The organism is Bradyrhizobium sp. LjRoot220, assembly GCF_964252915.1.
Lineage (GTDB): Bacteria > Pseudomonadota > Alphaproteobacteria > Rhizobiales > Xanthobacteraceae > Bradyrhizobium.
Genome location: NZ_CAXUPS020000001.1, coordinates 1583621 through 1609130, shown reverse-complemented (window position 1 = coordinate 1609130; position 25510 = coordinate 1583621). Strand labels below are relative to the sequence as shown.

25 protein-coding genes are annotated in these 25510 nt (G+C 63.2%); 10 read left to right on the top strand and 15 right to left on the bottom strand.

Annotation, left to right across the window (positions count from 1 at the left end; all coding sequences use genetic code 11):
* Positions 1-223 precede the first annotated feature (223 nt).
* From ACSQ84_RS07070 to ACSQ84_RS07050, 5 genes are all read left to right on the top strand, one after another.
* Positions 224-1015 carry an outer membrane protein gene (locus ACSQ84_RS07070; RefSeq protein WP_436210897.1) on the top strand — a complete coding sequence of 264 codons (792 nt, stop codon included), beginning with the start codon at positions 224-226 and terminating at the stop codon, positions 1013-1015.
* Positions 1016-1261: 246 nt separating this feature from the next.
* On the top strand, positions 1262-2047 hold the full coding sequence (locus tag ACSQ84_RS07065; protein WP_436210896.1) for an outer membrane protein: 786 nt from the start codon (positions 1262-1264) through the stop codon (positions 2045-2047).
* A gap of 195 nt (positions 2048-2242) precedes the next feature.
* The gene (locus tag ACSQ84_RS07060; RefSeq protein WP_436210895.1) at positions 2243-2428 is read left to right on the top strand and encodes a hypothetical protein; all 186 of its coding nucleotides are present in this window, start codon (positions 2243-2245) and stop codon (positions 2426-2428) included.
* Positions 2429-2533: 105 nt separating this feature from the next.
* On the top strand, positions 2534-3304 hold the full coding sequence (locus ACSQ84_RS07055; protein WP_436210894.1) for an SDR family NAD(P)-dependent oxidoreductase: 771 nt from the start codon (positions 2534-2536) through the stop codon (positions 3302-3304).
* Positions 3305-3508: 204 nt separating this feature from the next.
* Positions 3509-4324 carry an outer membrane protein gene (locus ACSQ84_RS07050; protein WP_436210893.1) on the top strand — a complete coding sequence of 272 codons (816 nt, stop codon included), beginning with the start codon at positions 3509-3511 and terminating at the stop codon, positions 4322-4324.
* 88 nt (positions 4325-4412) lie between these two features.
* Here the strand turns inward: ACSQ84_RS07050 and ACSQ84_RS07045 are convergent, their stop codons facing one another.
* The 3 genes from ACSQ84_RS07045 to ACSQ84_RS07035 form a co-directional block, all read right to left on the bottom strand.
* Entirely contained in the window at positions 4413-5672 is a 1260-nt protein-coding gene (locus tag ACSQ84_RS07045; protein ID WP_436210892.1) for an FAD-dependent oxidoreductase, read from the bottom strand.
* Positions 5673-5720: 48 nt separating this feature from the next.
* A complete protein-coding gene (locus ACSQ84_RS07040; protein WP_436210891.1) occupies positions 5721-7223 on the bottom strand; it encodes a caspase family protein in 1503 nt (500 codons plus the stop codon).
* A gap of 137 nt (positions 7224-7360) precedes the next feature.
* A complete protein-coding gene (locus tag ACSQ84_RS07035; protein ID WP_436210890.1) occupies positions 7361-9235 on the bottom strand; it encodes a winged helix-turn-helix domain-containing tetratricopeptide repeat protein in 1875 nt (624 codons plus the stop codon).
* A gap of 234 nt (positions 9236-9469) precedes the next feature.
* Here ACSQ84_RS07035 and ACSQ84_RS07030 point away from each other — a divergent pair, with 234 nt between their 5' ends.
* From ACSQ84_RS07030 to ACSQ84_RS07020, 3 genes are all read left to right on the top strand, one after another.
* Positions 9470-10438 (top strand): helix-turn-helix transcriptional regulator, encoded by a 969-nt coding sequence (locus ACSQ84_RS07030; RefSeq protein WP_436210889.1) that lies wholly within the window; start codon positions 9470-9472, stop codon positions 10436-10438.
* A gap of 311 nt (positions 10439-10749) precedes the next feature.
* Positions 10750-12291 (top strand): DEAD/DEAH box helicase, encoded by a 1542-nt coding sequence (locus tag ACSQ84_RS07025; protein ID WP_436210888.1) that lies wholly within the window; start codon positions 10750-10752, stop codon positions 12289-12291.
* A gap of 227 nt (positions 12292-12518) precedes the next feature.
* Positions 12519-13586 (top strand): GGDEF domain-containing protein, encoded by a 1068-nt coding sequence (locus ACSQ84_RS07020; protein ID WP_436210887.1) that lies wholly within the window; start codon positions 12519-12521, stop codon positions 13584-13586.
* A 72-nt stretch (positions 13587-13658) separates the two neighbouring features.
* Here the strand turns inward: ACSQ84_RS07020 and ACSQ84_RS07015 are convergent, their stop codons facing one another.
* The 10 genes from ACSQ84_RS07015 to ACSQ84_RS06970 all read right to left on the bottom strand — a co-directional run bounded on the left by ACSQ84_RS07015 (position 13659) and on the right by ACSQ84_RS06970 (position 21923).
* Complete coding sequence (locus ACSQ84_RS07015) at positions 13659-14117, bottom strand: TfoX/Sxy family protein (RefSeq protein WP_436210886.1); 459 nt, start codon at positions 14115-14117, stop codon at positions 13659-13661.
* A 171-nt stretch (positions 14118-14288) separates the two neighbouring features.
* A complete protein-coding gene (locus tag ACSQ84_RS07010; protein ID WP_436210885.1) occupies positions 14289-14678 on the bottom strand; it encodes a HesB/IscA family protein in 390 nt (129 codons plus the stop codon).
* A 144-nt stretch (positions 14679-14822) separates the two neighbouring features.
* Positions 14823-15236 (bottom strand): VOC family protein, encoded by a 414-nt coding sequence (locus tag ACSQ84_RS07005; RefSeq protein WP_436210884.1) that lies wholly within the window; start codon positions 15234-15236, stop codon positions 14823-14825.
* 9 nt (positions 15237-15245) lie between these two features.
* On the bottom strand, positions 15246-15617 hold the full coding sequence (locus ACSQ84_RS07000) for an SUF system Fe-S cluster assembly protein (protein WP_436210883.1): 372 nt from the start codon (positions 15615-15617) through the stop codon (positions 15246-15248).
* Positions 15614-16861 carry a cysteine desulfurase gene (locus tag ACSQ84_RS06995; protein WP_436210882.1) on the bottom strand — a complete coding sequence of 416 codons (1248 nt, stop codon included), beginning with the start codon at positions 16859-16861 and terminating at the stop codon, positions 15614-15616. Before ACSQ84_RS06995 ends, ACSQ84_RS07000 begins: the two co-directional genes overlap by 4 nt.
* Complete coding sequence (gene sufD, locus ACSQ84_RS06990; RefSeq protein ID WP_436210881.1) at positions 16858-18183, bottom strand: Fe-S cluster assembly protein SufD; 1326 nt, start codon at positions 18181-18183, stop codon at positions 16858-16860. The genes ACSQ84_RS06995 and sufD overlap by 4 nt, the downstream gene beginning before the upstream one ends.
* Positions 18184-18204: 21 nt before the next feature.
* Positions 18205-18960 carry a Fe-S cluster assembly ATPase SufC gene (sufC, locus tag ACSQ84_RS06985; protein ID WP_436210880.1) on the bottom strand — a complete coding sequence of 252 codons (756 nt, stop codon included), beginning with the start codon at positions 18958-18960 and terminating at the stop codon, positions 18205-18207.
* Between the two features lie 16 nt (positions 18961-18976).
* Positions 18977-19180 (bottom strand): hypothetical protein, encoded by a 204-nt coding sequence (locus tag ACSQ84_RS06980; protein WP_436210879.1) that lies wholly within the window; start codon positions 19178-19180, stop codon positions 18977-18979.
* Between the two features lie 5 nt (positions 19181-19185).
* Entirely contained in the window at positions 19186-20667 is a 1482-nt protein-coding gene (sufB, locus tag ACSQ84_RS06975; RefSeq protein WP_436210878.1) for a Fe-S cluster assembly protein SufB, read from the bottom strand.
* 101 nt (positions 20668-20768) lie between these two features.
* Positions 20769-21923 (bottom strand): cysteine desulfurase family protein, encoded by a 1155-nt coding sequence (locus ACSQ84_RS06970; protein ID WP_436210877.1) that lies wholly within the window; start codon positions 21921-21923, stop codon positions 20769-20771.
* A gap of 296 nt (positions 21924-22219) precedes the next feature.
* On the opposite strand from ACSQ84_RS06970, the gene ACSQ84_RS06965 reads away from it, so the two are divergent.
* Both ACSQ84_RS06965 and ACSQ84_RS06960 read left to right on the top strand, forming a co-directional pair.
* Positions 22220-22867, top strand: a complete 648-nt coding sequence (locus tag ACSQ84_RS06965) for an alpha/beta hydrolase (protein WP_436210876.1) — start codon at positions 22220-22222, stop codon at positions 22865-22867.
* A 74-nt stretch (positions 22868-22941) separates the two neighbouring features.
* Positions 22942-23454, top strand: coding sequence for a DUF1697 domain-containing protein (locus ACSQ84_RS06960; protein WP_436210875.1), 513 nt, complete (start codon positions 22942-22944; stop codon positions 23452-23454).
* Positions 23455-23589: 135 nt separating this feature from the next.
* On the opposite strand, the gene ACSQ84_RS06955 is transcribed toward ACSQ84_RS06960, so the two are convergent.
* Complete coding sequence (locus ACSQ84_RS06955) at positions 23590-24267, bottom strand: glutathione S-transferase family protein (RefSeq protein WP_436210874.1); 678 nt, start codon at positions 24265-24267, stop codon at positions 23590-23592.
* 123 nt (positions 24268-24390) lie between these two features.
* On the bottom strand, positions 24391-25494 hold the full coding sequence (locus ACSQ84_RS06950) for an anhydro-N-acetylmuramic acid kinase (RefSeq protein WP_436211196.1): 1104 nt from the start codon (positions 25492-25494) through the stop codon (positions 24391-24393).
* Positions 25495-25510: the final 16 nt, after the last annotated feature.

The following is a 25510-nucleotide window of genomic DNA, read 5'->3' as shown; positions in this document are numbered from 1 at the left end:
GATTCATGCGATTGCAGGCCATTTCCGCCCTGTTTCACCCCCAAGTGCGCCTGATCGCCCCCGTTTTGCAGGCTTTCCCCCAATTCGTTTTCGGTCGGGTGTGTTGTCCCCGCAACAGCTTTTTGGATGGAACTGCGTATAGTCCTGACACTGGGTTTCGGGAATCGGTGCAAGCGCACCATTGGGCGGTCGGTTACGACGCCATCGATTGAGGGTTTGGACAATGAAGAAATTGGTGCTCGCACTGACCGCGATGGCGGCATTCACCGGCCCGGCGCTCGCCGCCGACATGGCCGCCAAGGCGCCGCTGCGGGCAGCCCCGGTTGCGTATGCGCCGTCCTGGACCGGCTGCTACATCGGTGGCGGTGGTGGTTTCGGCATGTGGAACCAGGAAAACACCCTGTTTGATGACACGACCCTTCCGCGCACCCAGCTCAGCGCCGGAACGACGGGCGGTGGTCGCGGCTACTTCGGCACCGTCGGCGGCGGTTGCGACTATCAATTCGGACTCGGCACCTGGAACGTGGTGGTCGGCGCCTTCGGCGACTATGACTTCGCCAGCATGAAGGGCCACCCGAACTTCACGGGCGGACTTTACGGCGAGGAAAAGCTGAGCTCGCAGTGGTCGGTCGGTGGCCGCATCGGCGCGCTGGTCACCCCGAACCTGCTGACCTACTTCTCGGCCGGTTACACCGAAGCCGAGTTCGACCAGGTCAACCTGCTCAACGCCTTCGGTGCGATCGGCACTCCCGCCGGCACCTATTTCGGGTCGCGCAGCTACAGCGGCTACTTCCTCGGCGCCGGCGACGAGTACGCGCTGAGCTTCCTGCCCGGCCTCTTCTGGAAGACCGAGTATCGCTTCTCGGATCTCGACACCAAGAACAACCCGATCCGCTTCACTGCCGGCAACGCCCTGATTGGTGCCTCGCTCGACTCGCACAAGTACGTCCACACCATTCGCAGCGAGCTGGTCTACCGCTTCAACTGGGGTGGCCCGGTCGTCGCCAAGTATTGATCTCCGCTAGATCACACCAACTCAAAAGCCCCGGCATCGTCCGGGGCTTTTTTGTTGCCTTGGGCTTGTTGCCCGGGGCACGCGAAGCGCTTTCTGATCGCAACCGACCGCCGCGCAATTGTTTCGCATGTGCCCGTATGGCAACAGCATTTTGCATGGAACCGGTTATGGTTCCGATACTGGTTGGGAATCGAGCATTGCAGCCCTCTCAGGTCGTTTCGTCCGAACCCTTTGAGGGAATTGCACATGAAGAAATTGTTGCTCGCCCTGTCCGCGGTTGCGGCATTCGCCGCCCCGGCTTTCGCGGCCGACCTTCCCGCCCGGACCTATTCCAAGGCTCCCCCGCCGGTGGCGGCAACGGTGAACTGGACCGGCTGCTACGTTGCTGGCGGCGGCGGCTATGGTCTCTGGAATCAGGAGAACACCGGCTATGACGACAGAACGGTGCCTCGCACTCAGTTAACGGCCACCATGACTGCGGGTGGCCGCGGCTACTTCGGCACGGTTGGCGGCGGCTGCGACTATCAATTCGGGCTTGGCACCTGGAACCTGGTGGTCGGTGCCTTCGGTGATTACGATTTCGCCAGCATGAAGGGCAACCCGATCTACCTCGACGATCTGCGCGGTCAGGAAAAGTTGAGTTCGCAGTGGTCGGTCGGCGGCCGTATCGGCGCGCTGGTGACACCGAACCTGCTGACCTACTTCTCGGCTGGTTACACCGAGGCGAAGTTCGATCGAGTCAACCTGGCCTACTTCCCGTTTCTTTCTGTGACTCGCCTCTACATCGGAGCGCAGACTTATGATGGCTACTTCCTCGGCTCCGGCGCCGAATATGCACTGAACTTCCTGCCGGGCCTGTTCTGGAAGACGGAATACCGCTTCTCGGATTTCGGCACCAAAAACAACCCGTTCATCCCTGTCCTCGCCGCCGTTGCCGGCGGCTCGGAAGACTCGCACAAGTATACCCACACCGTGCGCTCCGAGCTGGTCTACCGCTTCAACTGGGGTGGGCCGGTCGTCGCCAAGTACTGATCGACAAGTACTGATCGACGCACTGATCTCTGCTAAATCAGCAGCTCAAAAGCCCCGGCACCGTCCGGGGTTTTTTGTGCCTCGGCGAAATATGGACGCTGCTCTGCCGTCACGCGCCATCGCCGGCCCTTGCTCCGCCTGCGCGAGCGCGCCACTCTGGCAGTCGTTGGGGGAGAGATCGAATGGGGAAAACCCATGCGCAAATTGCTGTTGACCGTTGGGTTTCTCGCGCTCGCCATCGGCCTGCTCTGGATCGGTCAGGGCACCGGCGTGATCGGCTGGCCACCATCGAGCTTCATGATCGGTCAATTGCAGTGGGCCGGCTACGGCGCCACGTCGGCGGCCATCGGCCTGATCCTGATCTGGCAGGGCCAGGCATAAGGTCATGCCCCGTCTTGTTGCGGGCGTCCCGATCTTGAACCAAATTCGAAGCCAATGAACTGGACGGTCGGGATCAACCCGGCCGTGACCAAGGAAGGGACCACTATGGCAACCAACCATTTCAATCTCGGCGGCAGGGTGGCCATCGTCACCGGCGGCAACGGCGGCATCGGGCTCGGCATGGCGCGCGGGTTGGCGGAAGCCGGCGCGGCGGTCGCGATCGTCGGACGCAATGAGGCCAAATCGGTCGCCGCAGCCGCCGAACTCGAGCGCGGCGGCGCCAGGGCGATCTCGGTCGTCGCCGACGTGACCGACAAGGCCGCCGTCGACGCAATGGCTGCGCGAGTCGCGCGCGAACTCGGACGGATTGACATCCTCGTCAACAACGCCGGCATCAGCATTCGCAAACCGCCGCACGTGCTCGATCTCGCCGAGTGGAACAGCGTGATCCAGACCAACCTCACCAGCGCCTTCCTGGTCTCGCAGGCGGTCTACCCTGCGATGAAGCAAGCCGGCGGCGGCAAGGTCATCAACATCGGTTCGATGATGTCGATCTTCGGCGCCAGCTTTGCCTCGGCCTATGCGGCGAGCAAAGGCGGCATCGTGCAGTTCACGCGCGCCTGCGCGGTGGCCTGGGCTCCGGACAACATCCAGGTCAATGCGGTGCTTCCGGGCTGGATCGACACCGATCTCACCAGGGGTGCTCGCGCGCAGATCGACGGGCTGCACGACAAGGTGCTGGCGCGCACGCCGGCGGCGCGCTGGGGCGATATCGGCGATTTCGCCGGGATTGCGGTGTTTCTGTCTTCGTCCGCGTCCGACTTCGTCACCGGTACCGCGATTCCCGTCGATGGCGGTTTCTCGGTCATGGGATGATGCCGACGTCACGCTGCGCGCTTCCGCAACGAAAAAAGCCCCAGACAAATAAGCCCCCACTGGCGTCAGGGCTTGTCGCCGTGGGGCAATGTCAGGGGCTACAACGTCCGCGAGCCGGACGGATTTTCTCTTACTGTGGCGGGATCGCTACAGACTCGGCGATCGACTCGCGCCACCCTATGAAACTGTTTTAGGAAGTATCCAATGAAAAAGCTTTTGGCTGCGACGGCGCTGTTGCTTTCAGGAACTGTTGGCGCCTCAGCCGCCGACATGGCGGTGAAGGCAAGGTCGCCCGCGCCTATGGCGGCAGTGTATAACTGGACCGGCTTCTACATCGGCGGCAACATCGGTTACGGATGGGGTCAAAATACCGATCCATTCGTTTCCTTCGTTGACCCGGGGGGAGCGGTTGGATTCGGCGGTTACTTCGCGGCCGGCGGCAATATGTTCCCGAACTTGAGGCCCGATGGAGTCATTGGCGGTGGCCAGATCGGCTACAACTGGCAGATCAATCAGTTCGTACTGGGCGCGGTGGCTGACTTCCAGGGTTCGAGCATTGGCTCCTCCGTCACGGCCGTCGCCGGTCCCCCCATTGTCGGAGTAACATCTTTCCAGACGCTCTCCGAGCGGCTCGATTTCCTGGGTACCGTCCGCGGCAAGGCAGGCGTAGCCTTCAATAACGTGATGCTCTATGGCACCGGCGGCTATGCCTATGGTCGCGTCAAGAGCAGCATGACCTTCGACGTGGGTGCGCCGGCCTTCTTCACCGGCACGTCTACCGAGTGGCGCTCGGGCTGGGCCGCCGGCGTCGGCGGTGAATACGGCATCGGTCCCTGGTCGTTCGGTGTCGAATACCTGCACTACGACCTTGGACGTTCGTCGGTGACTGCACTGCCAGCCCCTCCAGGCGGAGCGTTCCCGGGAGCCAGCCTTACGGCAACCCAACGCACTGCCGGCGATATCGTGCGCGCCACCTTCAACTATCGCTTCGGCGCGGGCGCGGTGGTCGCGAAGTACTGATCTCCTCCAAGCCTTACGATCTCAAGAGCCCCGGCGATTTCCCGGGGCTTTTTTTGTTGGACATTCATTCGCAGCCACAACTATTCCTTCAGTTGCCCGCGGACAAAGCCGACTGCACATGCTCGGGCCGCACACCGAGCCCGATGAAGCGCGCCGTGATGCCCTGCAGCCACGGCACCGCCGTGATCAGCCGCATGGCCAGCGGCGCCTTTAGCGGCGCACCGCCCGGCTTCAATGCCGCGCTGACGATGTTGTTTTGCGCCACGACCTGCATCCGCTGCGTCATCCGCACCGGGAATTCGCGGCGCCGGCGCACCGCATCCAGTTCATCCTCGGACGGGCAACCGTTCACCAGCTTGGCCGCCAGCAGGTTGGCGGTCGCGACGGCGTCCTGCACCGCCAGATTGACGCCGACGCCCCCCATCGGAGACATCGCGTGCGCGGCATCGCCGATGCACAGCAGGCCCGGCCGCGTCCAGCGCGGCAGGCGGTTGATCGCAACTGTGAGCAACTTGACGTCGTCCCAGCTCTTCAGGTTCGAAAGGCCGGGCTTGAGGATCGGCGCCATGCGCGCGACGTCATCCAGCAGTGCCGGCAGACCCCTCGCCTTGACCGCGTCGTAGTGGCCCTTGGCGATGATGTAAGCGCATTGCCAGTAATCGCCGCGATCGAACGTGACCATCATCTTGCCGGGCTCAACGCGCGCGAACACGCTCTCGGTTTCGTGGTCGCGCTTTCCGGCACGAAACCACAGCACGTCCATCGGCGCGCCGATTTCCTCGGCCGCAAGACCGGCCCGCTCGCGCACCAGCGAGTGGCGGCCGTCGCAGGCGATGGTGAGGTCGGCCAGGATGTCGACCACGCCCTCCGGCGTCATCGCGCGCACGCCCGCGATGCGGCCGCCATCTTGAATGAGATCGGTCGCCTCGGTGCTCATCATCACCTTGAGCGAGGCAAACCGCTTGCCGCTTTCGCGCAGGAAATTCAGGAAATCCCACTGCGGCATGAAGGCAATGAAGGGGTATTTCACCTTGAGCCGGCTGAGATCGGCGATCCGCACCGATGCACCGCCGAACATCCCGTCCATCTTCTGCAACCGCTGATGCGGCAGTTTCAGGAATCCGTCGATCAGCCCGAGTTCGTCCATCACCTGCAGGGTCGAGGGATGCACGGTGTCGCCGCGAAAATCCCGAAAGAAGTCGCCGTGTTTTTCCAGCACCACGACATCGATCCCGGCGCGGCCCAGGAGATATCCCAGCATCATGCCGGCGGGGCCGCCGCCGACGATGCAGCAGCGGACCGTCATCGTGCGCCCTGGGGGCTGCCGGGAAGAGCTGCCTGCGTCCATGATTGCCTCCGAGCCGGACTGTAGCTCAATCCGATGACGCCGGTTGGATTACCGGCGAAAACTCTTGATCTCGGACACGCTGCCGTCACGGTAGACCAACTCGACCGAAACCGACTTGGTCGCCGGCGCGAGCTTGAGATAGGGCTGCGCCTCGCGCGGGATGACGCTGGGATCCCGGGGATCGCACGGCGGCATTTTCAGAACCTTGTCGGGCACGGCGCTGTCGATGCCGACGCGCACCTCGCGGATCGCGCAGCGGTACGACATCAGATGGGTGTAATAGACCAAGAGGCCGTTGAATTCGCGAAACGACAGCCAGCTGGTCGCGGTCATGTCGAGGATCTTGCGCTGGTCCCGGACCAGCGCGGCCTCGGGATCGAAGCGGATCGGAAACGGCCCCTGTGTTTCGCCATTGGTGTCGACATAGCGCACGTGGATAGTGGACGCCGGCGCATCGGCGGGAAGCTCGATCGACGGGTTCGGCATCCGCTTGCGCGTGCGCGGATCGAGCGTGTCGATGAAGCCGGTCTCGCGGAAATCGCCGGCCTCGTCCATCCGCCAGGAAATCCCGAGCGTCGGATCGGCAATCGAGAACACCACGGTCCAGCCGCCATTGTGACGCGAGAACATCGCGATCGGTGCGTTGACGGAATCGTTCGACGGCGCGAGCCGGTGCACCGGCGGCAGGGCTGCAACTTTCTGCAGCGGCTCGGCAGGTTTGGTAGCTGCGATTTCGGGCGCCGCCTTCGCCGTGCCGCTCAAAAACACGTCGTCGACCATCTGGTCGAAATAGACCGGGATCTGCGTGTGCCTGACGGTCTTCGCGAGGTCGGCGACCAGTCGCCGCGTGCGCTGCGCGACCTGCACGAGGTTGACGCCGGGTTGCGTCAGTTCCTTGGTAAAGGTTCGCGTGAACACCGAATTGGGATTGTCGTCATTGTTCGACAGGCGATCGAGCGCGGTCTGGCGAGGGCCGGCCGAGAAGATCGAGAACACGCCTTCCGGCAACTGCGTCATCGGCGCAAGACCGCCGCCACCGGAGACCGCGCGGGTCCCGGCGCGCTCGAACGGATTGTTGCGGCAGGCGTCGAACACCAGAATGGCGGTTCGCGCGCCCTTGTTCTGCAGCCGCTCGATGATGCGGTCGGCGAGAATGGACGCATCGCGCACCAGTTCTTCCTGACCTTCGGTCGCCGCGGGCACGTCGGTCGGCAGCAGGAAGTTCTGGCCGGCGATTTCAAAGCCGTGGCCCGCGTAGAAGAAGAACGCGGTGTCGCCCTTGTCGACCGCCTTGTCGAACGCAAGCAAGCTCTGGCTGAATGCCTGGCGGGTCTGATTTTCGGCGACCATCACGGTGAAGCCGAGCTGCTTCAGCGTATCGGCCATGGTGCGGGCATCGTTGACCGCTTTCTGCAGTTTGGGAACGTTGCGGTAGTCGTTATTGCCGATCACCAGCGCGACGCGCTTTTCGGCATGGGCCGGCGCGGCAAAAACAGCCAAAGCGGCGGCAACGCCCGTCACCGCCAAAAACCTCGAATACCAGCGCCTCATTTGGAATTCCCCAGCTAACGAAATCGCCGCAATCGCCTGCGATTGCCTCATGCCATAGTCGGCAAATTCGTGCCGACGGTTCAATCCAGCCCCCCGACAGGATTGTTGTCCCGGTTCCCCGTTGCGAGTGGGCGCTGCTATTTTTCCGGCAAGCCAAGCCCTATCAGCACTTCGGCCACACGCTGGGAGGCTTCGGTATAGAGCGGGCTGGCATTTTTGGGATCGAGCGCGATGTTGACGGCGGTCGAACCCGGCCGCAGCTCCATGGTCTTGGCCAGGGCAACCTTGGCCTCGGCGGTGCGCCCCAAGCGCTGGTAGGCCGTCGCCAGCACCGCATGCGATCGTCCGGTGGCCGGCGTGATGGCAATCGATCTCATCAGATAAGGGATTGCCTCTTCGTCGCGCTCCATCACCACCAGGGTCAGCCCTGCCCCCAGCAGCCAGGTCCAGCGCGCCGTTCGCGGCGTGTCGAATTGTTCGGCTTGCTTGAACGTCGCCAGCGCGTCCTCGAACCGTCCGAGCCGAAGTTGCCCGAGGCCCAGATTGTAGATCGCAAGGCCGTCCCAAGGATCGAAGGTCAACACCCTGCCGCAAGCCACCAGGCTTTCGATGAACTGGTTGGTCGCGTTGAGCAAGCGGCAATAGGCCTCCAGCACGGGGATGTATGTTGGCTTCGCGCGTAGCGCGCGCTCGAGCAACGACTGCGCAGCAGCTTCGGTCGCGGCAACATCGTCCCGGTACCAGACCATCTGGATGCCGCGGAGCAGGTGCGCGGCCAACGCGGCTTCGAGGTCGACATTGCCAGGTTCGGCCGCGATGGCGTTCTCCAGCATGGTTTGCGCGGCCTTGAAACGCTCCGGCGTCGTCCGGTTGATCGAGGCCATCGCCTGCTCGATCACGACCTTGGCGTTGCCGCCAGCCAGGTCACGGTCGGTCGCGCCCGGACCGGCGTTGAACATCGCATTGATTCGAAGCGCCAGCGGATGGCCGACACCCGCGGTGAGCCGGGTCTGAAGCAGCGATACGCTGGCGTTTTCGGTGCTGACCGAAACCGCGTCCGCCCACCGTACCTCGCCTGTCGTGCCATTGCTCATGCGCGCCTGCAGCGTCCAGGCCTCGCCCTCCAGCCGCAGTTCGCCACGCACCACGAAATCAGCATCGATGCGCGTGGCTGTGGCCTGAGACGAAATCAGCACCGTGTCCGCTCGCGGCGACAGCACGCGAATCCGGTCGATCTTCGCCAGCCCGTCGGTGAGGCGGTCGGTCACGCCAGCCGCCATCTCGGCAATTTGCGGGTCGTTGCCGGCGGCGAGGACCGGCATCACGGCGATGGTCAGCGGCTTGCCCGCCACATTGACATCGGGTGCGGCCGGTGCAGCAGCGGCAGGGTTGAAGGCCGCGCTCAGGCGGTCGGCCACCTTCACCGCGATCTCCGCAATTTTCTGGTCATCCGCCGCGACGCTCGGGGGCTTTCGCGCGAAAATGTAATCGGGCGCCAGGAGCGAGACGGCGAGGCCGAGGACCACACCCAATCCGGCCACGACGGCAAACGCTGTCGCGCCACGGATTGCGAAACGAGGCTGCTTGACGGCAGGCACGACAACGGCAGGTGGCGCGGCCGCGATATCAGCTTTGCCGACAGTCTCGGCAGCGGCAGTGCTTGTTTCGATACCGGCGCCGGGCCCACCCGAAAAGCCGCCCGGGCCCGGCGTGTCCGACACTTCGGCCTCGAACAGATAGCCGCGGCCGGAAACCAGCTTGATCAACTGGCGCTGGTCGTCACCGAGCGCAGTGCGGATTTCGCGGATGCATTGGAAAAGGCTGTCGTCGCCGACATGGATATTCGGCCAGATCGCGTCGATCAGGTCCTGCTTGCTGAGGACGCGGCCGGCGTTGGCCACAAACAGCTGCAGCATGTCGAAGGATTTCGGCCGCAGCCGAATCGCGTCGCCATCCGGCCCGCGCAACCTCGCGCGATCGGGATCGAGTTCAAATCCAGCGAAAAAGAGCACCTGCTCTCCGCAATTTTGTCGGGTCTGTGCTGCGCAGAGCGAATATCAGACAAATTTCAGAAAGTCACCGCCGTCGCGTCAGGACCGGGTCACCGCCACCGTGGCATGATTCCCTGAGTGATTTGCCGCACTGCGGCATATCCTTGGGAGGAGTGCTGGGTGGCTATTTCAGGGTTAAGAGGAGCGGCACGTCCGGTCGCCTGGGCCCCTCCCGAAGATCAGGGTACCTCTGTCTTGAGGTGGACCACCGATCAGGTCGATCCGAAGGACCGGTTCGACTATTGGCGCGAGGTGCGCTCCAAGGGGCTCTTTGGGGCCACCGCCGAGCTCGATCGGGAGCACCGCCCAAGGTTTTCAGGGAAATTCTCGCTGCGAAAGATCGGGTCCGCAGGACTGATCGGGCTGCGCGCCTCGAGCTACCACGTCGAACGCAGCGCGAGCGACATCGCCAATGCCCCGAGCAACAGCCTTTGCATCTGCCAGCAGCTTGGCGGCGGCGGCTGGTTCAGGGTCCGCACCGTCGATGACTTCCACATCGTCGGCGGCAGCTTTGGAACGAGCTATTCGGATCTGCCCTATCACACGGTCCCGATCGCCGCCGAAGGCTTCGATCTGCGCATCCTGAAGGTGCCCGCGGCCGATATCGGGGTGCCGGAAAGCCGCCTGCACGACCTCGTCCTGAAACCGTTCGGCGATCACCCCGCCCTCACCCCGTTGCTGGAATCCTGCTTCACCGACCTGACCGAAGCGGATGACGACAGCGATCCGGCGGCGACGAAGGCGCTGGTGCAGGCGCTCACGCACCTGGCGTTGATCGAGCGCGGCGTTGTCCGGCCGACCAGCCGGGTTGCGCAGTACGCGGTTCGAGCCGGCCGCCTGTCCCTCGCACGGCGATTGATGGCCCGCCACATCGCGGAGCCGCAGCTGTCGCCGGCATTCATCGCCAGTCAGCTTGCGATTTCGGTTCGCCACCTGCACGTGCTGTTTGAAGAAACCAGCATGAGCTTTTCGCAAACCGTCACCGCGCTGCGCATCGAGCGAAGCCGCCGCCTGTTGCGCGAAGCGCCGGCGATGACCGTTGCCGAGACTGCTTTTGCCAGCGGCTTTGACAGCCTCGCGACGTTTTATCGTATCTTCCGCGCGGCACAGGGCATCACGCCCGGTGACTTCAGGGAAGCGGCGATGAGGAGGAATATGGCCTGAGCGGGCGAGCGATCCCGTGGCAGCGAGCTCGGTAGCCCCCACACCATTTGACCGCCAAATGACGGTTTGGAGGTTATTTGTGCGAAAACATTAAGCTTTTTCGGCCATTTGGCCGGTTCCCAGATTGACTTTGGCCGTTTCGCGCCTATGTTCCGGCTCAACGCGGCCCTGGATCGACACGCGATTCCCCTGGGTTAGCCGCTCGTCTGCGTAAGTCAGAGCCCCCAGCTTTTCAAAGCGCGCCGTTTCGGGGTTGAACGCGACAGCCTTATTACCCTCGATTCCGAACGGCGGTGTCGACTAGAGGCTCAATGTCTTTTTCCCATCTCGGACTTTCCGACAAGGTTCTCGCCGCTGTTGCGGCCACCGGCTACACCACCCCTACGCCCATTCAGGAACAGGCGATCCCCCACGTTCTGGCCCGCCGCGACGTTCTCGGCATCGCCCAGACCGGCACCGGCAAGACCGCTGCCTTCGTCCTGCCCATGCTCACGATGCTGGAAAAGGGCCGCGCCCGGGCACGGATGCCCCGCACCCTGATCCTGGAGCCGACCCGCGAACTCGCGGCCCAGGTCAAAGAAAACTTCGACAAGTACGGCATCGGCCAGAAGCTCAATGTTGCTCTGCTGATCGGCGGCGTCTCGTTCGGCGATCAGGACACCAAATTGACCCGCGGCGTCGATGTCTTGATCGCGACCCCCGGCCGGCTGCTCGACCATACCGAGCGCGGCGGGCTGTTGCTCACCGGCGTCGAACTCCTGGTCATCGACGAAGCCGACCGCATGCTGGACATGGGCTTCATTCCCGATATCGAACGGGTCTGCAAGCTGGTCCCGTTCACGCGGCAGACCCTGTTCTTCACCGCGACGATGCCGCCCGAAATCAGCCGCATCAGTGAAGCCTTCCTGCACAATCCCGAACGCATCGAAGTCTCCAAGCCCGCGACCACCGCGGTGGGCGTGTCTCAGTTCCAGGTCCCCTGCGGGCGCGAAGTCCACGAGAAGCGCGAGATCCTGCGCCAACTGCTGCGCGGCGCCAAGGATCTGCAGAACGCACTCATTTTCTGCAATCGCAAGCGTGAAGTCGCCGTCGTTGCCAAATCGCTTCAGAAGCACGGCTTCAACGTCGGTGCCCTCCATGGCGATATGGATCAGTCGGCTCGCACCGCCGCCCTCGAGCAGTTCCGCACTGGCGCCATCCCGATACTGGTGGCCTCCGATGTCGCCGCCCGCGGCCTCGATATTCCCACCGTCAGCCATGTCTTCAATTTCGACGTGCCGCATCATGCCGACGACTACGTCCACCGTATCGGCCGTACCGGACGCGCCGGACGCGCCGGCACCGCGATCTCGATCGTCACATCGCTGGACAACAAATCGATCGCCGCGATCGAACGGTTGATCGGACAATCCATTCCGCGCGCGGAAGGCGATTATTCAGTGCGATCGGAAGCGGCGGGCGATACCGACCAGCCGCGCGAGGCGCGCAGCAGAGAAGGCTCTCGCGGAGGCTCTCGCCACGGTGCCAGAGAAGGCTCCAGGGAAGGTCTGAAGGAAGGCGCGAGAGAAGGTTCGCGGGAAGGTTCACGCGGCGGACGCAAGCCGCGACGTGAGCGCGAGCCGCGCCACGGTGAGCGCGAAGCGCGCCATGCCAAGGGTGGCGAGCGCAATTCCGGCCCGCAGCCGCAGGCAGCGACCGAAGCGTTCACGCCGCCGGCGCCCGCACCGGCCTCGCGCGTGCCCTCGATCGGCCGTGCCGAACCGCGGCGCACCCAACGCGAGGTCGAATCCGAGCCTGCCGATCATTCGCATCTTCCGGCATTTCTGCTGCGGCCCGTTCGCGCCCGCGTCTAGCTAGAGCATGATCGGTTCTGATTGAATCAGAACCGGGCCTCCAGAATTTTGCTTTGATCGCCGCCTGGCTTGACGCCAACCGGCAAGGACGCTGTCCAGACGGTGAACGGGGCACGTGAGGCACTGTTTACCGGGCGTTCATCCTCCTCCCTTAACTTGACGCTGATTTTTTAAAGTCATTGCCTGCTGGGCGGCGCGGAGCGTTGCTCGCTATTGGGGACGGATCAGTGGTGAAACTGCTGGACGAACACGAACGCACGATGGCCTTCGCCGAAGTCGCGATGGGCCAGATCAAGTCGCTTCGGCAGACCGCTGTCCCCCGCAATTATGAAATCTGGTACGTCTACGCCACCGGTTACAACGCCCCCCTCAACAAGATCATCAACGAGACGCTGGCACGCAACGGCAAACTGAGCGAAGCCGACCTCGAACAGATCTACGAAACCTATCTCTCCCACATCAAGACCTCCGAGCGCATCGACAAGGTCGGCGCGCGCGTGATCGGCGAGATCGACGATGTGATGACGCTGATCACCGAGGCGCTGGGCATGTCGGCGAGCTACGACGCCAGCCTGAGCGGCGCCAGCCAGAAACTGTCGACAGCAGTGAACCACGACCAGGTCAAGGCAGTCGTCGAGCAGCTGGTGAAGTCCACCCGCGAGATGCGTGACACCAACAAGGCGCTGGAAAACCGGCTGTCGCTGTCGAAGAGCGAGATCAGCAATCTCCAGCACAGCCTGGAGGCCATCCGCGCCGAGAGCCTGACCGATCCGCTCACCGGCCTCGGCAACCGCAAATATTTCGACCGCTCGATCGAGCTGGCGGTGCAGACGGCGCTGGCCAACGGCGAACCGCTGTCGCTATTGATGTTCGACATCGACCATTTCAAATCGTTCAACGATTCCTACGGCCACCTCACCGGCGATCAGGTGTTGCGGCTGGTCGGCATGTCCTTGAAGCAGACCATCAAGGGCCAGGACATCACCGCGCGCTATGGCGGCGAGGAATTTGCGGTCGTGCTGCCCAACACCGCGCTGCGCCAGGCGCTGACGGTTGCCGATCACATCCGCCGCGCCGTGATGGCGAAGGAATTGAAGAAGAAATCCACCGGTGAAATCCTCGGCCGCGTCACCATCTCGGTCGGCGTGTCGATGCTGAAGGCGGGCGACGACACGGATTCGCTGATCGAACGCGCCGATGCCTGCCTCTACGCCGCCAAGCGCAACGGCCGCAACCGCGTGATCTGCGAAGTCGATCCCGAATACGCCGCCGACCAGCGCAGCCAGGTGGCTTGATGCCAACATTTATGGTGAGACCGTAGGGTGGGCAAAGGCGCGCTTGCGCCGTGCCCACCAACCTCCGGTTCGTTATCTTGAATGGTGGGCACGCTTCGCTTTGCCCACCCTACGAACTGACTTCTTCTTTGCCACCGGCTTTTTCGCGGCGACCTTTTTCGCGGCCTTCGCGACGGCCTTCTTCGCCGCCTTGCGCGCCTTCGGACGTTTGCGCAACGCGGCGCGCTGGGCTGCCGCCAGCGCCGCCCTCGCCCAATGGCTCAATTCCTCCGAATCGTCGAACAGCCGCGCGGGCAATTGCCAATACGAATTCACGGTCACGGTCTTGGTGCTCGTCTGATACGAAAACGGCTGCGATCCCTCCGCCTCGAACTGCGGAATCGTCGTCTCGTCCGCCCTGAAATACAGCCCGGCGCGCAACGCGAGCGCGAAGTTGGTGCCGTCGGCGGAAATCCCGTAGCCGGAAAACATCCGGCGAATGGTCACGGGACCGAAATCGGCAAACAGGTCGATCAGGAAATCGCGATCCATGTTGCCCACCAGCCCTCGACTTCACCCCTCATGGTGAGGAGCGCATCTTGCGCGTCTCGAACCATGCGGCCCCGATCTTGCCCGCGGCCATCCTTCGAGACGCCGCGCAACGCGCGGCTCCTCCAGCGACGAGCTTACGCTCACGCGGGGATGAGGTCGTGTGTGGTGAACTTACACCTTCGCGGCCGTCAGTTGCACCGACTCGCCGCAGCCGCAGGCCGAGACCTGGTTCGGGTTGTTGAAGATGAACTGGGCCTGCATCTTGTCGGCCTTGTAGTCCATCTCGGTGCCGAGCAGGAACAGCACGGCCTTGGGATCGACCAGAATCTTGACGCCGCGGTCTTCGACCACCTCGTCGGTCGGACGGACGTCGTGGGCATATTCGACCGTGTAGGACTGCCCGGCGCAGCCGCCGTTCTTGATGCCGACGCGCAAGCCGACGATCTCGGAATCGGCGCGCCTGGTCAGTTCGGTGATGCGCTGCGCGGCAGCTTCCGTCAGCTTCATGACCTGCGGCCGCGGCCGCGGTTTCGGCTTGGAGACGGGTGCGGTGGTGTCCATTGCAGTGGATCTCCTGACGTCGCGCTGGGCGACGAAAATCTTATACCGTTAAAATAACAACGAAATTCCTGCTGTGAAGGTCTCATATCCCAGATTCGGTTAGAACCTGTCCGAACGAGCCGTCTTTCGCCCGGTAGATCGCTCCTAATAGATCGGCCAAACTCCCGGCGTCACCAGTTCCAGCAGGTGGCGGTCCGGGTCGCGAAAGTAGATGCTCTTGCCGCCGCGCGGCCAATCGGTCCTGCCTTCGATGGCGACCTTGTGCTCGCCGAGTCGCGTTTCCCAAGCCGCCAGGTCGGCCGCCGCGATGGCAAACGCCACGTGAATCGGGCCGTTGCCGTCATGCGGCGGAATGGTCCCGCCGGGCAAATGGACCGTTTCGAGGGTCGCACCGCGACGAAACAGCAGAAGCACGTTGCGGCCGCCGACGTCGAAAGCAAAAAACCGCGAATCGCGCGTCAGCGCCGCAAGCCCCAGCACGTCTTCGTAGAAGGCTCGGGCGCGGTCGAGGTCATCGACATAAAGTGCGGTCTCGATAACGCCGGATAGCTTCGGCACCAAAACCCTTCACCACATATTGAGGACGAGGCGCGCCTCGTCGGACATCCGGTCCGGCGTCCAGGCCGGCTCCCACACCAGATTGACATTGACGATTCCGACGCCGGGAACGCTGGCAACCGCGTTCTCCACCATGGTCGGCAGTTCGCCCGCCGCCGGGCAGTTCGGCGTGGTCAGCGTCATCATCACGTCGACGCTGCGGTCGTCCTTGAAATCGACCTTGTAGATCAGGCCGAGTTCGTAGATATCGGCCGGAATTTCCGGGTCGAACACCGTCTTCAGCGCCGCCACGATCTCGCCGCCGAGACGTTCGGTCTCCTCCGGCGGCAGCGCCGACTGGGTTTCCATATTGGCGGTTTTGACTTCGGCTGTGTCGGTCATGCAAACAATTCCCGCGCCTTGATCAGCGCCTGTGCCAGGTGGTCGACTTCTTCTCTTGTATTATACATCCCAAATGACGCGCGGCAGGTGGCTGTGACATTGAACCGCTCTAAAAGCGGCATCACGCAATGGGTGCCGGCGCGGACCGCGATGCCCTGCCGGTCGATCACGGTGGCGACATCGTGGGGATGCGCGCCCTTCATCTCGAACGAGATCACCGGCCCCTTGCCGCGTGCGGTACCGATCAGCCGCAGCGAGTTGATTTCGCGCAGCCGATCCTGGGCATAGGTCAGCAAATCGTGCTCGTGGGCGGCGATGCGTTCCTTGCCGATCGAATTGACGTAGTCGATCGCAGCCCCGAGGCCGATCGATTCCACGATCGCGGGCGTGCCGGCCTCGAATTTATGCGGGGGATCGCCATAGGTGATCCAGTCCCGCGCGACTTCGCGGATCATCTCGCCGCCGCCGTTGAAGGGCCGCATCGCAACCAGGTGCTCGTGCTTGGCATAGAGCACGCCGATCCCGGTCGGGCCGTACAGCTTGTGGCCGGTGAATACGTAGAAATCCGCGTCGATGTCCTGCACGTCGATCGCCAGATGCACGGCGGCCTGGCTGCCGTCGATCAGCACCGGGATGCCGCGGGCATGCGCCAGTTTCACGACGTCCTTGACCGGCACGATGGTGCCGAGCGCGTTCGACATCTGCGTGACCGCGACCAGCCTGGTGCGGTCGGTCAGCAGCTTCTCGAATTCCTCGATCAGGAAATTGCCTTCGTCATCGACCGGCGCCCACTTGATGACGGCGCCATGGCGTTCCCTGAGGAAGTGCCAGGGCACGATGTTGGAATGGTGCTCCATGATCGAGATGATGATCTCGTCGCCCGGCTTGATGTTGGGCTCGCCCCAAGACGACGCCACGAGGTTGATCGCCTCGGTGGCGTTGCGGGTGAAGATGATTTCCTCGGTGCGCGCGGCGTTGAGGAATTTTGCGACCTTGGCGCGGCCGCCCTCATAGGCCTCGGTGGCGGCATTGGCGAGGTAATGCAGCCCGCGATGCACGTTGGCGTATTCGCTTTTGTAGGCTTCCGTCATGCGGTCAAGCACCGCGGTCGGCTTCTGGGCGGAGGCGGCATTGTCGAGGTAGACCAGCGGCTTGCCATAGACCTTCATCGCCAGCGCCGGAAAATCCTCCCGCACCCGCGCCACGTCATAGGCGCCATTTTTCACCGCCGGATGCATGGTCAACCTCTCGCCGCCAGCCAGCGCTGCGCCGCCGCGATCGCAAGCTCGCGCAGGCCGTCGTTCACAATGGACTCAATCGCCTCGCCGACGAAGGCCTGGATCAGCAGCGCCTGGGCTTCCTTTTCGGACAGGCCGCGGGCGCGCAGGTAAAACAGCAGGCTCTCGTCGAGCGCGCCGGTGGTGGCGCCATGGCCGCAGGTGACGTCGTCGGCGAAGATTTCGAGTTCCGGCTTGTTGACGGCCTCGGCGTCGTCGGACAGCAGCAGCGCCCGCGTCATCATCTTGGCATCGGTCTTCTGCGCATGCGGGCGCACGATGATGCGGCCCTGGAACACCGAATGGCCGCGATCGTCGACGACCGCACGGAAGATTTCACGGCTGTCGCAGTGCGGCACCGCGTGGTCCATGAACAGCGTGGTATCGGCGTGCTGCTTGCCATTGAGCAGGTTGACGCCGTTGGTCTCGACCTTGGAGCCCTCGCCGGCAAACGCGATGATCGCCTGGTAGCGGCTGACGCCGGCGCCCGACATCATGCCAAACGTGTTGAAATGCGCATGGGCGCCGAGGCTCACCACGGCCGAGGAAATGTTGAAGGCGTCGCGTCCGTCTTCGTTGAGGCGGACGTGGTCGAGGCGCGAATTGTCACCGATCGAAATGATCAGGGAGTCATGGACCTGATAGGCTTTGGCGCCCTCGGCCGCGATATAGCTTTCGACCAGCGTCGCGCCGGCATCCTTGCCGAGCCGCAGAAGCGAGCGCGTGAACATCGCCGCCGGCACGCTTCCGCTGGCGATATGGACGATCTGCAGCGGCTGGGTCAGCACGACGCCGTCGGCGATCTCGATCACGATGCCGTCGGTCATCATCGCGCTGTTGAGCGCGACCATCGGATTGGAACTGTCGGGTGCAAACAACTGGGCCTGCAGCGCGGCGTCGCCGGCCTCCAGCACCTCCCGCAAGGTCCGGATGCTGAGGCCGTTCTCCAGAACACCGAGTTCGGACAGCTTTGGCACAAACACGCCGTCGACCAGCACCAGCCGGCGCACGCCGTCGATCGCATGCAGCTTCACCGCGGCCGCAGCGCGCGAAACTTCCGCCGTATCCGGCGCCGGTGCCAGCGGCAGCACCTCGCGCATCAGCGCGCGCAGATCGGTGTATTTCCAGTCCTCGATCCGGCGGTGCGGCAGGCCGGCGCGCTCGTAAGCCTCGGACGCCTGCCGCCTGAGGTCGGCGACGTCGGATGTGCCCGGCAACCGGCCACGCGCGACCGCGAAGATATCGCTCAACGCGCGCCCGGTTTCGGTTTTGGCTAGTACTACATTCATCACAAAATCCGTATCCCGCCCTTAAGCCGCGTCGTCGAACTGGGTGTAGCCGGAAGCCTCGAGCTCCAGCGCCAGTTCCTTGCCGCCGCTTTTGACGACGCGTCCCTTGGACATCACGTGCACGAAGTCAGGCACGATGTAGTTGAGCAGCCGCTGGTAGTGCGTGATGACGACCATGGCCCTGCCCTGCGAACGCAACGCATTGACGCCGTCGGCCGCGACCCGAAGCGCGTCGATATCGAGACCGGAATCCATTTCATCGAGGATGCAGACGGCCGGCTCGAACAGCGCCATCTGCAAGATCTCGTTGCGCTTCTTTTCGCCGCCGGAAAACCCGACATTGACGCCGCGCTTGAGCATGTCGCGCGGAATATTCAGACTGGCCGCCGCCGCGTAGGCCTTTTTCAAAAACTCGGGTGTCGTCAGCTGGCTTTCGCCGCGCGCCTTGCGCTGCGCGTTCAGCGCCACGTGCAGGAAGTTCATGGTGGCGACGCCGGGAATCTCGACCGGATACTGGAACGCCAGGAACACGCCCTTGGCGGCGCGCTCGTCCGGCGACATTTCCAGGAGGTCTTCACCCCTGAACAGGATCTCGCCGCCGGTGACTTCATAGCCGGGCTTGCCGGCGATGACGTGCGACAGCGTCGATTTGCCGGAGCCGTTCGGCCCCATGATCGCGTGCACCTCGCCCGGGTTCACCGTGAGCGACAGCCCGTGGAGAATTTCGTTATCCTCGACACGAACTTTCAGGTCTTTGACTTCAAGTAACGCAGTCATATTCTTTCCTTCTGGCCTAAAACGCTCGAACTAGAACCGGCAAACAAAGCCAGCCAAAAAACCCCAGGGCTCCACCACCTGCAGCCAGTTTGCCGAATTCGGTAACCTCAACCGATCCCGCCAAACTGCCGATTAACACGGCAAACAATCCGACGATTGCAATCACCAAAAACAGCGCAAGCGGCGCGAGCCGTATGAAGCCGAAGATGTTTCGAATCATCTGGGTTACCCGACGCTGCCCTCCAGCGAGATCGAGATCAGCTTCTGCGCTTCCACCGCGAATTCCATCGGCAGTTGCTGCAGCACGTCTTTCACAAATCCGTTGACCACGAGGCCGACGGCCTCTTCCTGGCTGAGCCCGCGCTGCACGCAGTAGAACAGCACGTCTTCCGAGATCTTCGACGTGGTGGCTTCGTGCTCGAACAGCGCCGAGGAGTTCTTCGCTTCAACATAAGGCACGGTGTGCGCGCCGCATTTGTCGCCGATCAGGAGCGAATCGCAGGCGGTAAAATTGCGCGCGCCGGTGGCCTTGCGGTGGGCGGTGACGAGGCCGCGATAGGTGTTTTGCGAGACGCCGGCCGCGATGCCCTTGGAGATGATCCGGCTGGTCGTGTTCTTGCCGAGATGAATCATCTTGGTGCCGGAATCGACCTGCTGGTGACCGTTCGAAATCGCGATCGAATAGAACTCGCCTCGCGAGTTGTCGCCGCGCAGGATGCAGCTCGGATATTTCCAGGTGATCGCCGATCCCGTCTCGACCTGGGTCCAGGAGATCTTGGAATTATTGCCGCGGCAGTCACCACGCTTGGTGACGAAATTGTAGATGCCGCCCTTGCCCTCGGAGTTGCCGGGGTACCAGTTCTGCACCGTCGAATATTTGATCTCGGCATCGTCGAGCGTGACGAGTTCGACGACCGCGGCATGCAACTGGTTCTCGTCGCGCTGCGGCGCGGTGCAGCCTTCGAGGTAGCTGACGTACGAGCCCTTGTCGGCGATGATCAGCGTGCGCTCGAACTGGCCGGTGTTGCGCTCGTTGATGCGGAAGTAAGTCGACAGCTCCATCGGACAGCGCACGCCCGGCGGCACGTAGACGAACGAGCCGTCGGAAAACACCGCCGAATTCAGCGTCGCGAAATAATTGTCCGAGGTCGGCACGACCGTGCCGAGGTACTTCTTCACCAATTCGGGATGCTCGCGGATCGCTTCGGAGATCGGCATGAAGATCACGCCGGCCTGCTTCAACTCCTTCTGGAACGTGGTCGCGACCGAAACCGAATCGAACACCGCGTCGACCGCGATCCGGCGCTCGCCCTCGGGTCGCACGACGCCTTCCAGCACCTCGACTTCGCGCAGGGGAATGCCGAGCTTCTCGTAGGTCTTCAGGATGTCGGGATCGATCTCGTCGAGCGAACCGATCGTCTTCTTCGGCTTCGGCGCCGAATAGTAATAGAGGTCCTGGTAGTCGATCTTGGGGTAGTTGACGCGGGCCCATTGCGGCTCGGTCATGGTCAGCCAGCGGCGATAGGCCTCCAGCCGCCATTCCAGCATCCAGGCCGGCTCGTTCTTTTTCGCGGAAATGAAGCGGACGGTATCTTCCGACAGCCCTTTTGGAGCCTTGTCAGACTCGATAAGCGTCTCAAATCCATATCGATATTGGTCGACGTCGATCTGCCTGACGCGATCGACCGTCTCTTGTACGGCAGCCATTTCATCCTCCGCTCGCGGTTTCAAGGACCGCGGTGGATCAATCCGGCGGTTCTGGCGCCTGATCGATCCTGATTGGTTCAGAACCGATTGCTTAGAACCGTTCAACCTGTGTTTCGTCGTTCCTTAAGTAAGGTATTGGCAAGCGTTCGCCAAGCCTTGAGGGCCAATTCAATGTCTGTCTGTGACGTAGACCACCCCAGACTGAGCCGCACGGCTCCCTGAGCCAGTTCCCGGCCCTGTCCCATGGCGCCCAGCACATGCGACGGCTGGACCTTGCCAGACGAGCAGGCCGATCCCGACGATACCGCAATACCGGCGAGATCGAAGCCGATCACGGCGGTTTCTGCCTTAAGGCCTGGAGCCGTGAATAGCGTCGTATTGGGCAACCTTGGCGCGGTTTCCGAGAACACGATCATCCCGGGGGTCTGCTTCAGGCCCTCCTCAAGGCGCTGCTGGAGGCTCTGCAGCCGCCCGGCGTCCACTTCCAGGGCTGCCATCGCCGCCCTGGCAGCCGCGCCGAACGCCGAAATCCCCGCCACGTTCTCGGTGCCGGCCCGCCGTCCCAGTTCCTGCCCGCCACCGCGCACCAGCGGCTCCAGCCCCTGCACATCCTCGGCCAGAACCACCGCACCGACGCCCTTGGGTCCGCCGATCTTGTGCGCCGACAGCGTGACAAGATCGGCCCCGATCGATTTGACATCAAACGGAATTTTCCCGAACGCCTGGATCGAATCGACATGCAGCAGCCCGCCGGCCTCGTGGACGATCCGGGCCACCTCCGCCACCGGCTGGATGACGCCGGTCTCGTTATTGGCCAGCATCACCGACACCAGCGCGGGCGCGCCTTCGCTGAGCAATGCGCGCAGATGATCGAGGTCGATCAGGCCCGAGGCCGTTACATTGATGGCCTTGATAGCACCGGGTGGAAACCGTCCGCCCGACAGCACCGAGGCATGTTCGATGGCCGACACCAGCAACCGCTGCACCGGCTGTCCCGCGCCCCGCCGCAATCCCGGCGTCAGCGCCAGCGCGTTGGCCTCGGTTCCGCCGGACGAGAAGACCACGTCCTGCGGCCGGACGCCGACCGCCGCCGCCACCACGACCCGTGCGTCCTCGACCAGCCGCCGCGCCTGGCGGCCCTCGGTGTGAACCGACGACGGGTTGCCGGAGAGGTCCCAGGCAGCCGCCATCGCCGCCTTCGCTTCGGGGCGCAGCGGCGTGGTCGCATTCCAGTCCAGATAGACCCGATCAGGCATAGAAGTACTATATTACCTTAGATGAGCTGCGAGCCACCATGTCGGTCGCTTTCCACGATCTCGCCGCCTTATCGCAGTTGGTGATCGCGACGTCTGCAGGCAATCGCAAGCTAACGCCTTGAACACGCTTCGAGATGTTCAAGATGCTTGCTTTTTGCCCCTCGCCTCATGCTAGAACGCGGCCGACAGTTCACGGAGCGCCGCGCGCATCTCCCAACGACGCCTGATTGACGTTTCGCCGCCGGATCAATTCCGTCGCCAAGAGACACTTCAAGCGACACTTCCAAGGATCATCCATGCCTGAAGTCATTTTCACCGGTCCCGCGGGCCGCCTCGAAGGCCGTTACCATCCGGCAAAGCAGAAGAACGCACCGATCGCAATGATCCTGCATCCGCATCCGCAGTTTCACGGCACGATGAATCACCAAATCGTCTACCAGTGCTACTACGCGTTCGCGCATCGCGGCTTTTCGGTGCTGCGATTCAATTTCCGCGGCGTCGGCCGCAGCCAGGGCGCGTTCGATCACGGCACCGGCGAATTGTCGGATGCGGCGTCCGCGCTCGACTGGGCGCAGACCATCAACCCCGAGGCGCGCGCCTGCTGGGTCGCGGGCTTTTCGTTCGGCGCCTGGATCGGCATGCAGCTTTTGATGCGCCGGCCCGAGGTCGAAGGTTTTATTTCGATCGCGCCGCCCGCCAACCTCTATGACTTCTCGTTCCTCGCGCCCTGCCCGTCGTCCGGCCTGATCGTGCATGGCGAGAAGGATGCGGTGGTGCCGCCGAAAGACGTCAACACGCTGGTCGAAAAGCTCAAGACGCAAAAGGGCATCGTGATCGACCAGCAGGTCATCCCCGGCGCCAACCATTTCTTCGACGGCAAATTGCAGCCGCTGATGGAGACGGTGACCGGCTATCTCGACATGCGGCTCGCCAACGTCCGGTAACCAGAGCGTTTTCAAGCGAAGTGGACACCGGTTCGCGTGAAGAAAACGCGTCAAAACAAGAATCCCGGTTAGCGATGACCGCCTTCGTCGCCCTGCTCCGTGCCGTCAATGTCGGCGGCACCGGCAAGCTGCCGATGAGCGAGCTGAAGGCGATGTGCGAGGCGCTCGGCTTCGAAGGCGTCCGCACCTACATCGCCAGCGGCAATGTCGTCTTCACCAGCCGCAAATCCGAATCCGCGGTGAAAAAGGCACTCGAAGCGCGGCTGAAAGCCTATGCCGGCAAACCGGTCGGCGTCATGGTGCGTACGGCCGCCGAGATGCAGGCCGTGCTGAAGGCCAATCCATTTCCAAAGGCGCCGGGCAACCGTACCGTTGCGATCTTTCTCGACGCCAAGCCGCCGGCGGATACGCTTGCCGCGGTCAAAGGCCGCAAGGACGAGGAAATCGGATTGGGCGCACGCGAAATCTATGTCCACTACGGCGACGGCATGGGACAATCGAAACTGGCGATTCCCGCCGCCAAGGCAGGAACGGCGCGCAACATGAATACGATCGCGACTCTCGCGAAGATGGCGACGGATTTGTAGGGCGGATTGGAGCCCAACGGGTCCGCGCGAAGCGCGGCCCGATGGGCGTAATCCGCCATTGACGGCACCGCTCGCAAAGACGGCGGATTACGCTACGCTAATCCGCCCTACAAACTACAAACCCCGCTCAGGCCGCTACGCGGCCAGTTTCAGCATATGCGCATTATGCCGAACCAGGAACGCGTGCAGCAATTGCGGATAGTCGGCACCGACGGCGTTGCGAACACTTTTCCGCTTCGCTAGTTCCGTTCGCCACGCACGCACCTTCGGCGTCTGCACGAAGATGGAGAGATCGATCAATTCATCGAACACGTCGAAATAGCGGAAGATCGGCGCGAACACCGCGTCGACGAGGCTGAATTGTTCGCCGGCAAAAAACGGACCCGAACCCAGCGCCTCTTCGACGCGCTCAAACTTCGCGGCCACCGCGACGCGCTTGTCTTCAAAGACCGCGGCATCGCCGGTAGTCTCAAGCCCCCACAGCTCGCTCAAAATAGTCGAGCCGAATTCCATCCAGGCCCGGTGCTGTGCCCGTTGCAACGCATCCTGCGGATGCAGTTTGGCGCCGCCTTGCGTGTCCTCGATATATTCACAGATCACGTTGCTCTCGAACAGCGCCACCTCGCCGTCATCATTGCGCACCACCAGCACCGGCACTTTGCCGAGCGGCGAAAGCTTCAAGAACCAGTCCGGCTTGTTGGCGAGGTCGATGTCGATGCGTTCGAACGGGACGCCCTTCTCGTTCAGCGCGATCACGGCGCGCTGCACATAGGGACAAAGCGTGTGGCTGATCAGAGTGAGTTTTGCCGTCATGACGACCTCCAGCGCGAGCCAACAAAGTCTCGCTTCATGCACCTGCATCCAAAATAGATGCACTTGCATGTAGTCGTCAAGGTCGATGCAGTTGCATCAACAGATGGTGATCCGGAAGCCCGTTCACGGCCGGGCCATGAGCCCCCCGGTCATCGGGATCGGCACCCCCGTGGTGGCCGGATAGCTCAGCGGCAGGCCCTTCAGGCCTCGCGCCGCCAGGAAGCCAAACGCTTGCGCCTCGATCGCATCCGACGCCCAGCCGAGCCCATCGGCGGCCTCGACGGTTGCAGGCGCCAGCAGGTCGCGCAGCATCCGCAGCATGGTCAGGTTGCGGGCGCCGCCGCCGGCCACGATCCAGCTCTTCGGCGCTTTCGGCAGCAACGGCACAATCCGGGCGATCGACGCGGCCGTGAACGCGGTCAGGGTCGCCGCGCCGTCCGCGGGCGACATCCCGTCGACCTTCAGCGCCGCAAAATCGTTGCGGTCGAGCGATTTCGGCGGCGGCTTGGCAAAGAATGGCAGCGCCAGCGCGCGGGCGATCCAGGCGTCATCGACCTTGCCTTGGGCTGCGGTCTGGCCTGCATTGTCGAAGCGCTGGTTCAGGACACGGTACATGTGGTCGTCGAGCAGCGCGTTGCCGGGCCCGGTGTCGCAAGCGATCAGGGTGTCTGGCCCGTCGATATAGGTGATGTTGGAGACCCCGCCGATATTAACCACGACGATCGGCCCCTCGCGCTCCAGCGATTGCGCCAGCGCGCGGTGATAGACCGGCACGAACGGCGCGCCCTGCCCGCCGGCGGCGACGTCGGCAGCGCGGAAATCATGCATCACGGGAATATGGATCGCCTTGGCGAGGGCCGCGGCATCGCCGATCTGCACCGTCAATCCGCGCTCCGGGCGGTGCAATACGGTCTGGCCGTGAAAGCCGACGATGTCGATGTCCTGGGCGGAAATGCGGTGTTGCGCGGTAAAGGCGGCGACCGCCTCGGCATGGGCCAAAGTGACGGCCTGCTCGGCCTCCCGCAGGATACCGGGGCGCGCATCGCGCTGCGGCAGGTTAACGGCCTCATACAGCGCCTGTCGCAACAGGCGGCGTTCCATTTCGCTATAGGGCCGATATCCGGATGGCCCGAACGCCCGGACCTTGCGGCCATCGGTTTCGATCATGGCGATATCGACCCCGTCGAGCGAGGTGCCGCTCATCAGACCGACCGCCGTCAACATCATCGTCGTCATGCCTTCG

Excerpts from the sequence above, each read along its gene's own strand:
- ACSQ84_RS07070 (WP_436210897.1), top strand. The coding sequence starts at position 224 with ATGAAGAAATTGGTGCTCGCACTGACCGCGATGGCGGCATTCACCGGC.
- ACSQ84_RS07065 (WP_436210896.1), top strand. The coding sequence starts at position 1,262 with ATGAAGAAATTGTTGCTCGCCCTGTCCGCGGTTGCGGCATTCGCCGCC.
- ACSQ84_RS07060 (WP_436210895.1), top strand. The coding sequence starts at position 2,243 with ATGCGCAAATTGCTGTTGACCGTTGGGTTTCTCGCGCTCGCCATCGGC.
- ACSQ84_RS07055 (WP_436210894.1), top strand. The coding sequence starts at position 2,534 with ATGGCAACCAACCATTTCAATCTCGGCGGCAGGGTGGCCATCGTCACC.
- ACSQ84_RS07050 (WP_436210893.1), top strand. The coding sequence starts at position 3,509 with ATGAAAAAGCTTTTGGCTGCGACGGCGCTGTTGCTTTCAGGAACTGTT.
- ACSQ84_RS07045 (WP_436210892.1), bottom strand. The coding sequence starts at position 5,672 with ATGGACGCAGGCAGCTCTTCCCGGCAGCCCCCAGGGCGCACGATGACG.
- ACSQ84_RS07040 (WP_436210891.1), bottom strand. The coding sequence starts at position 7,223 with ATGAGGCGCTGGTATTCGAGGTTTTTGGCGGTGACGGGCGTTGCCGCC.
- ACSQ84_RS07025 (WP_436210888.1), top strand. The coding sequence starts at position 10,750 with ATGTCTTTTTCCCATCTCGGACTTTCCGACAAGGTTCTCGCCGCTGTT.
- ACSQ84_RS07015 (WP_436210886.1), bottom strand. The coding sequence starts at position 14,117 with ATGGATCGCGATTTCCTGATCGACCTGTTTGCCGATTTCGGTCCCGTG.
- ACSQ84_RS07010 (WP_436210885.1), bottom strand. The coding sequence starts at position 14,678 with ATGGACACCACCGCACCCGTCTCCAAGCCGAAACCGCGGCCGCGGCCG.
- ACSQ84_RS07000 (WP_436210883.1), bottom strand. The coding sequence starts at position 15,617 with ATGACCGACACAGCCGAAGTCAAAACCGCCAATATGGAAACCCAGTCG.
- sufD (WP_436210881.1), bottom strand. The coding sequence starts at position 18,183 with ATGAATGTAGTACTAGCCAAAACCGAAACCGGGCGCGCGTTGAGCGAT.
- sufC (WP_436210880.1), bottom strand. The coding sequence starts at position 18,960 with ATGACTGCGTTACTTGAAGTCAAAGACCTGAAAGTTCGTGTCGAGGAT.
- ACSQ84_RS06980 (WP_436210879.1), bottom strand. The coding sequence starts at position 19,180 with ATGATTCGAAACATCTTCGGCTTCATACGGCTCGCGCCGCTTGCGCTG.
- sufB (WP_436210878.1), bottom strand. The coding sequence starts at position 20,667 with ATGGCTGCCGTACAAGAGACGGTCGATCGCGTCAGGCAGATCGACGTC.
- ACSQ84_RS06970 (WP_436210877.1), bottom strand. The coding sequence starts at position 21,923 with ATGCCTGATCGGGTCTATCTGGACTGGAATGCGACCACGCCGCTGCGC.
- ACSQ84_RS06965 (WP_436210876.1), top strand. The coding sequence starts at position 22,220 with ATGCCTGAAGTCATTTTCACCGGTCCCGCGGGCCGCCTCGAAGGCCGT.
- ACSQ84_RS06960 (WP_436210875.1), top strand. The coding sequence starts at position 22,942 with ATGACCGCCTTCGTCGCCCTGCTCCGTGCCGTCAATGTCGGCGGCACC.
- ACSQ84_RS06955 (WP_436210874.1), bottom strand. The coding sequence starts at position 24,267 with ATGACGGCAAAACTCACTCTGATCAGCCACACGCTTTGTCCCTATGTG.
- ACSQ84_RS06950 (WP_436211196.1), bottom strand. The coding sequence starts at position 25,494 with ATGATGTTGACGGCGGTCGGTCTGATGAGCGGCACCTCGCTCGACGGG.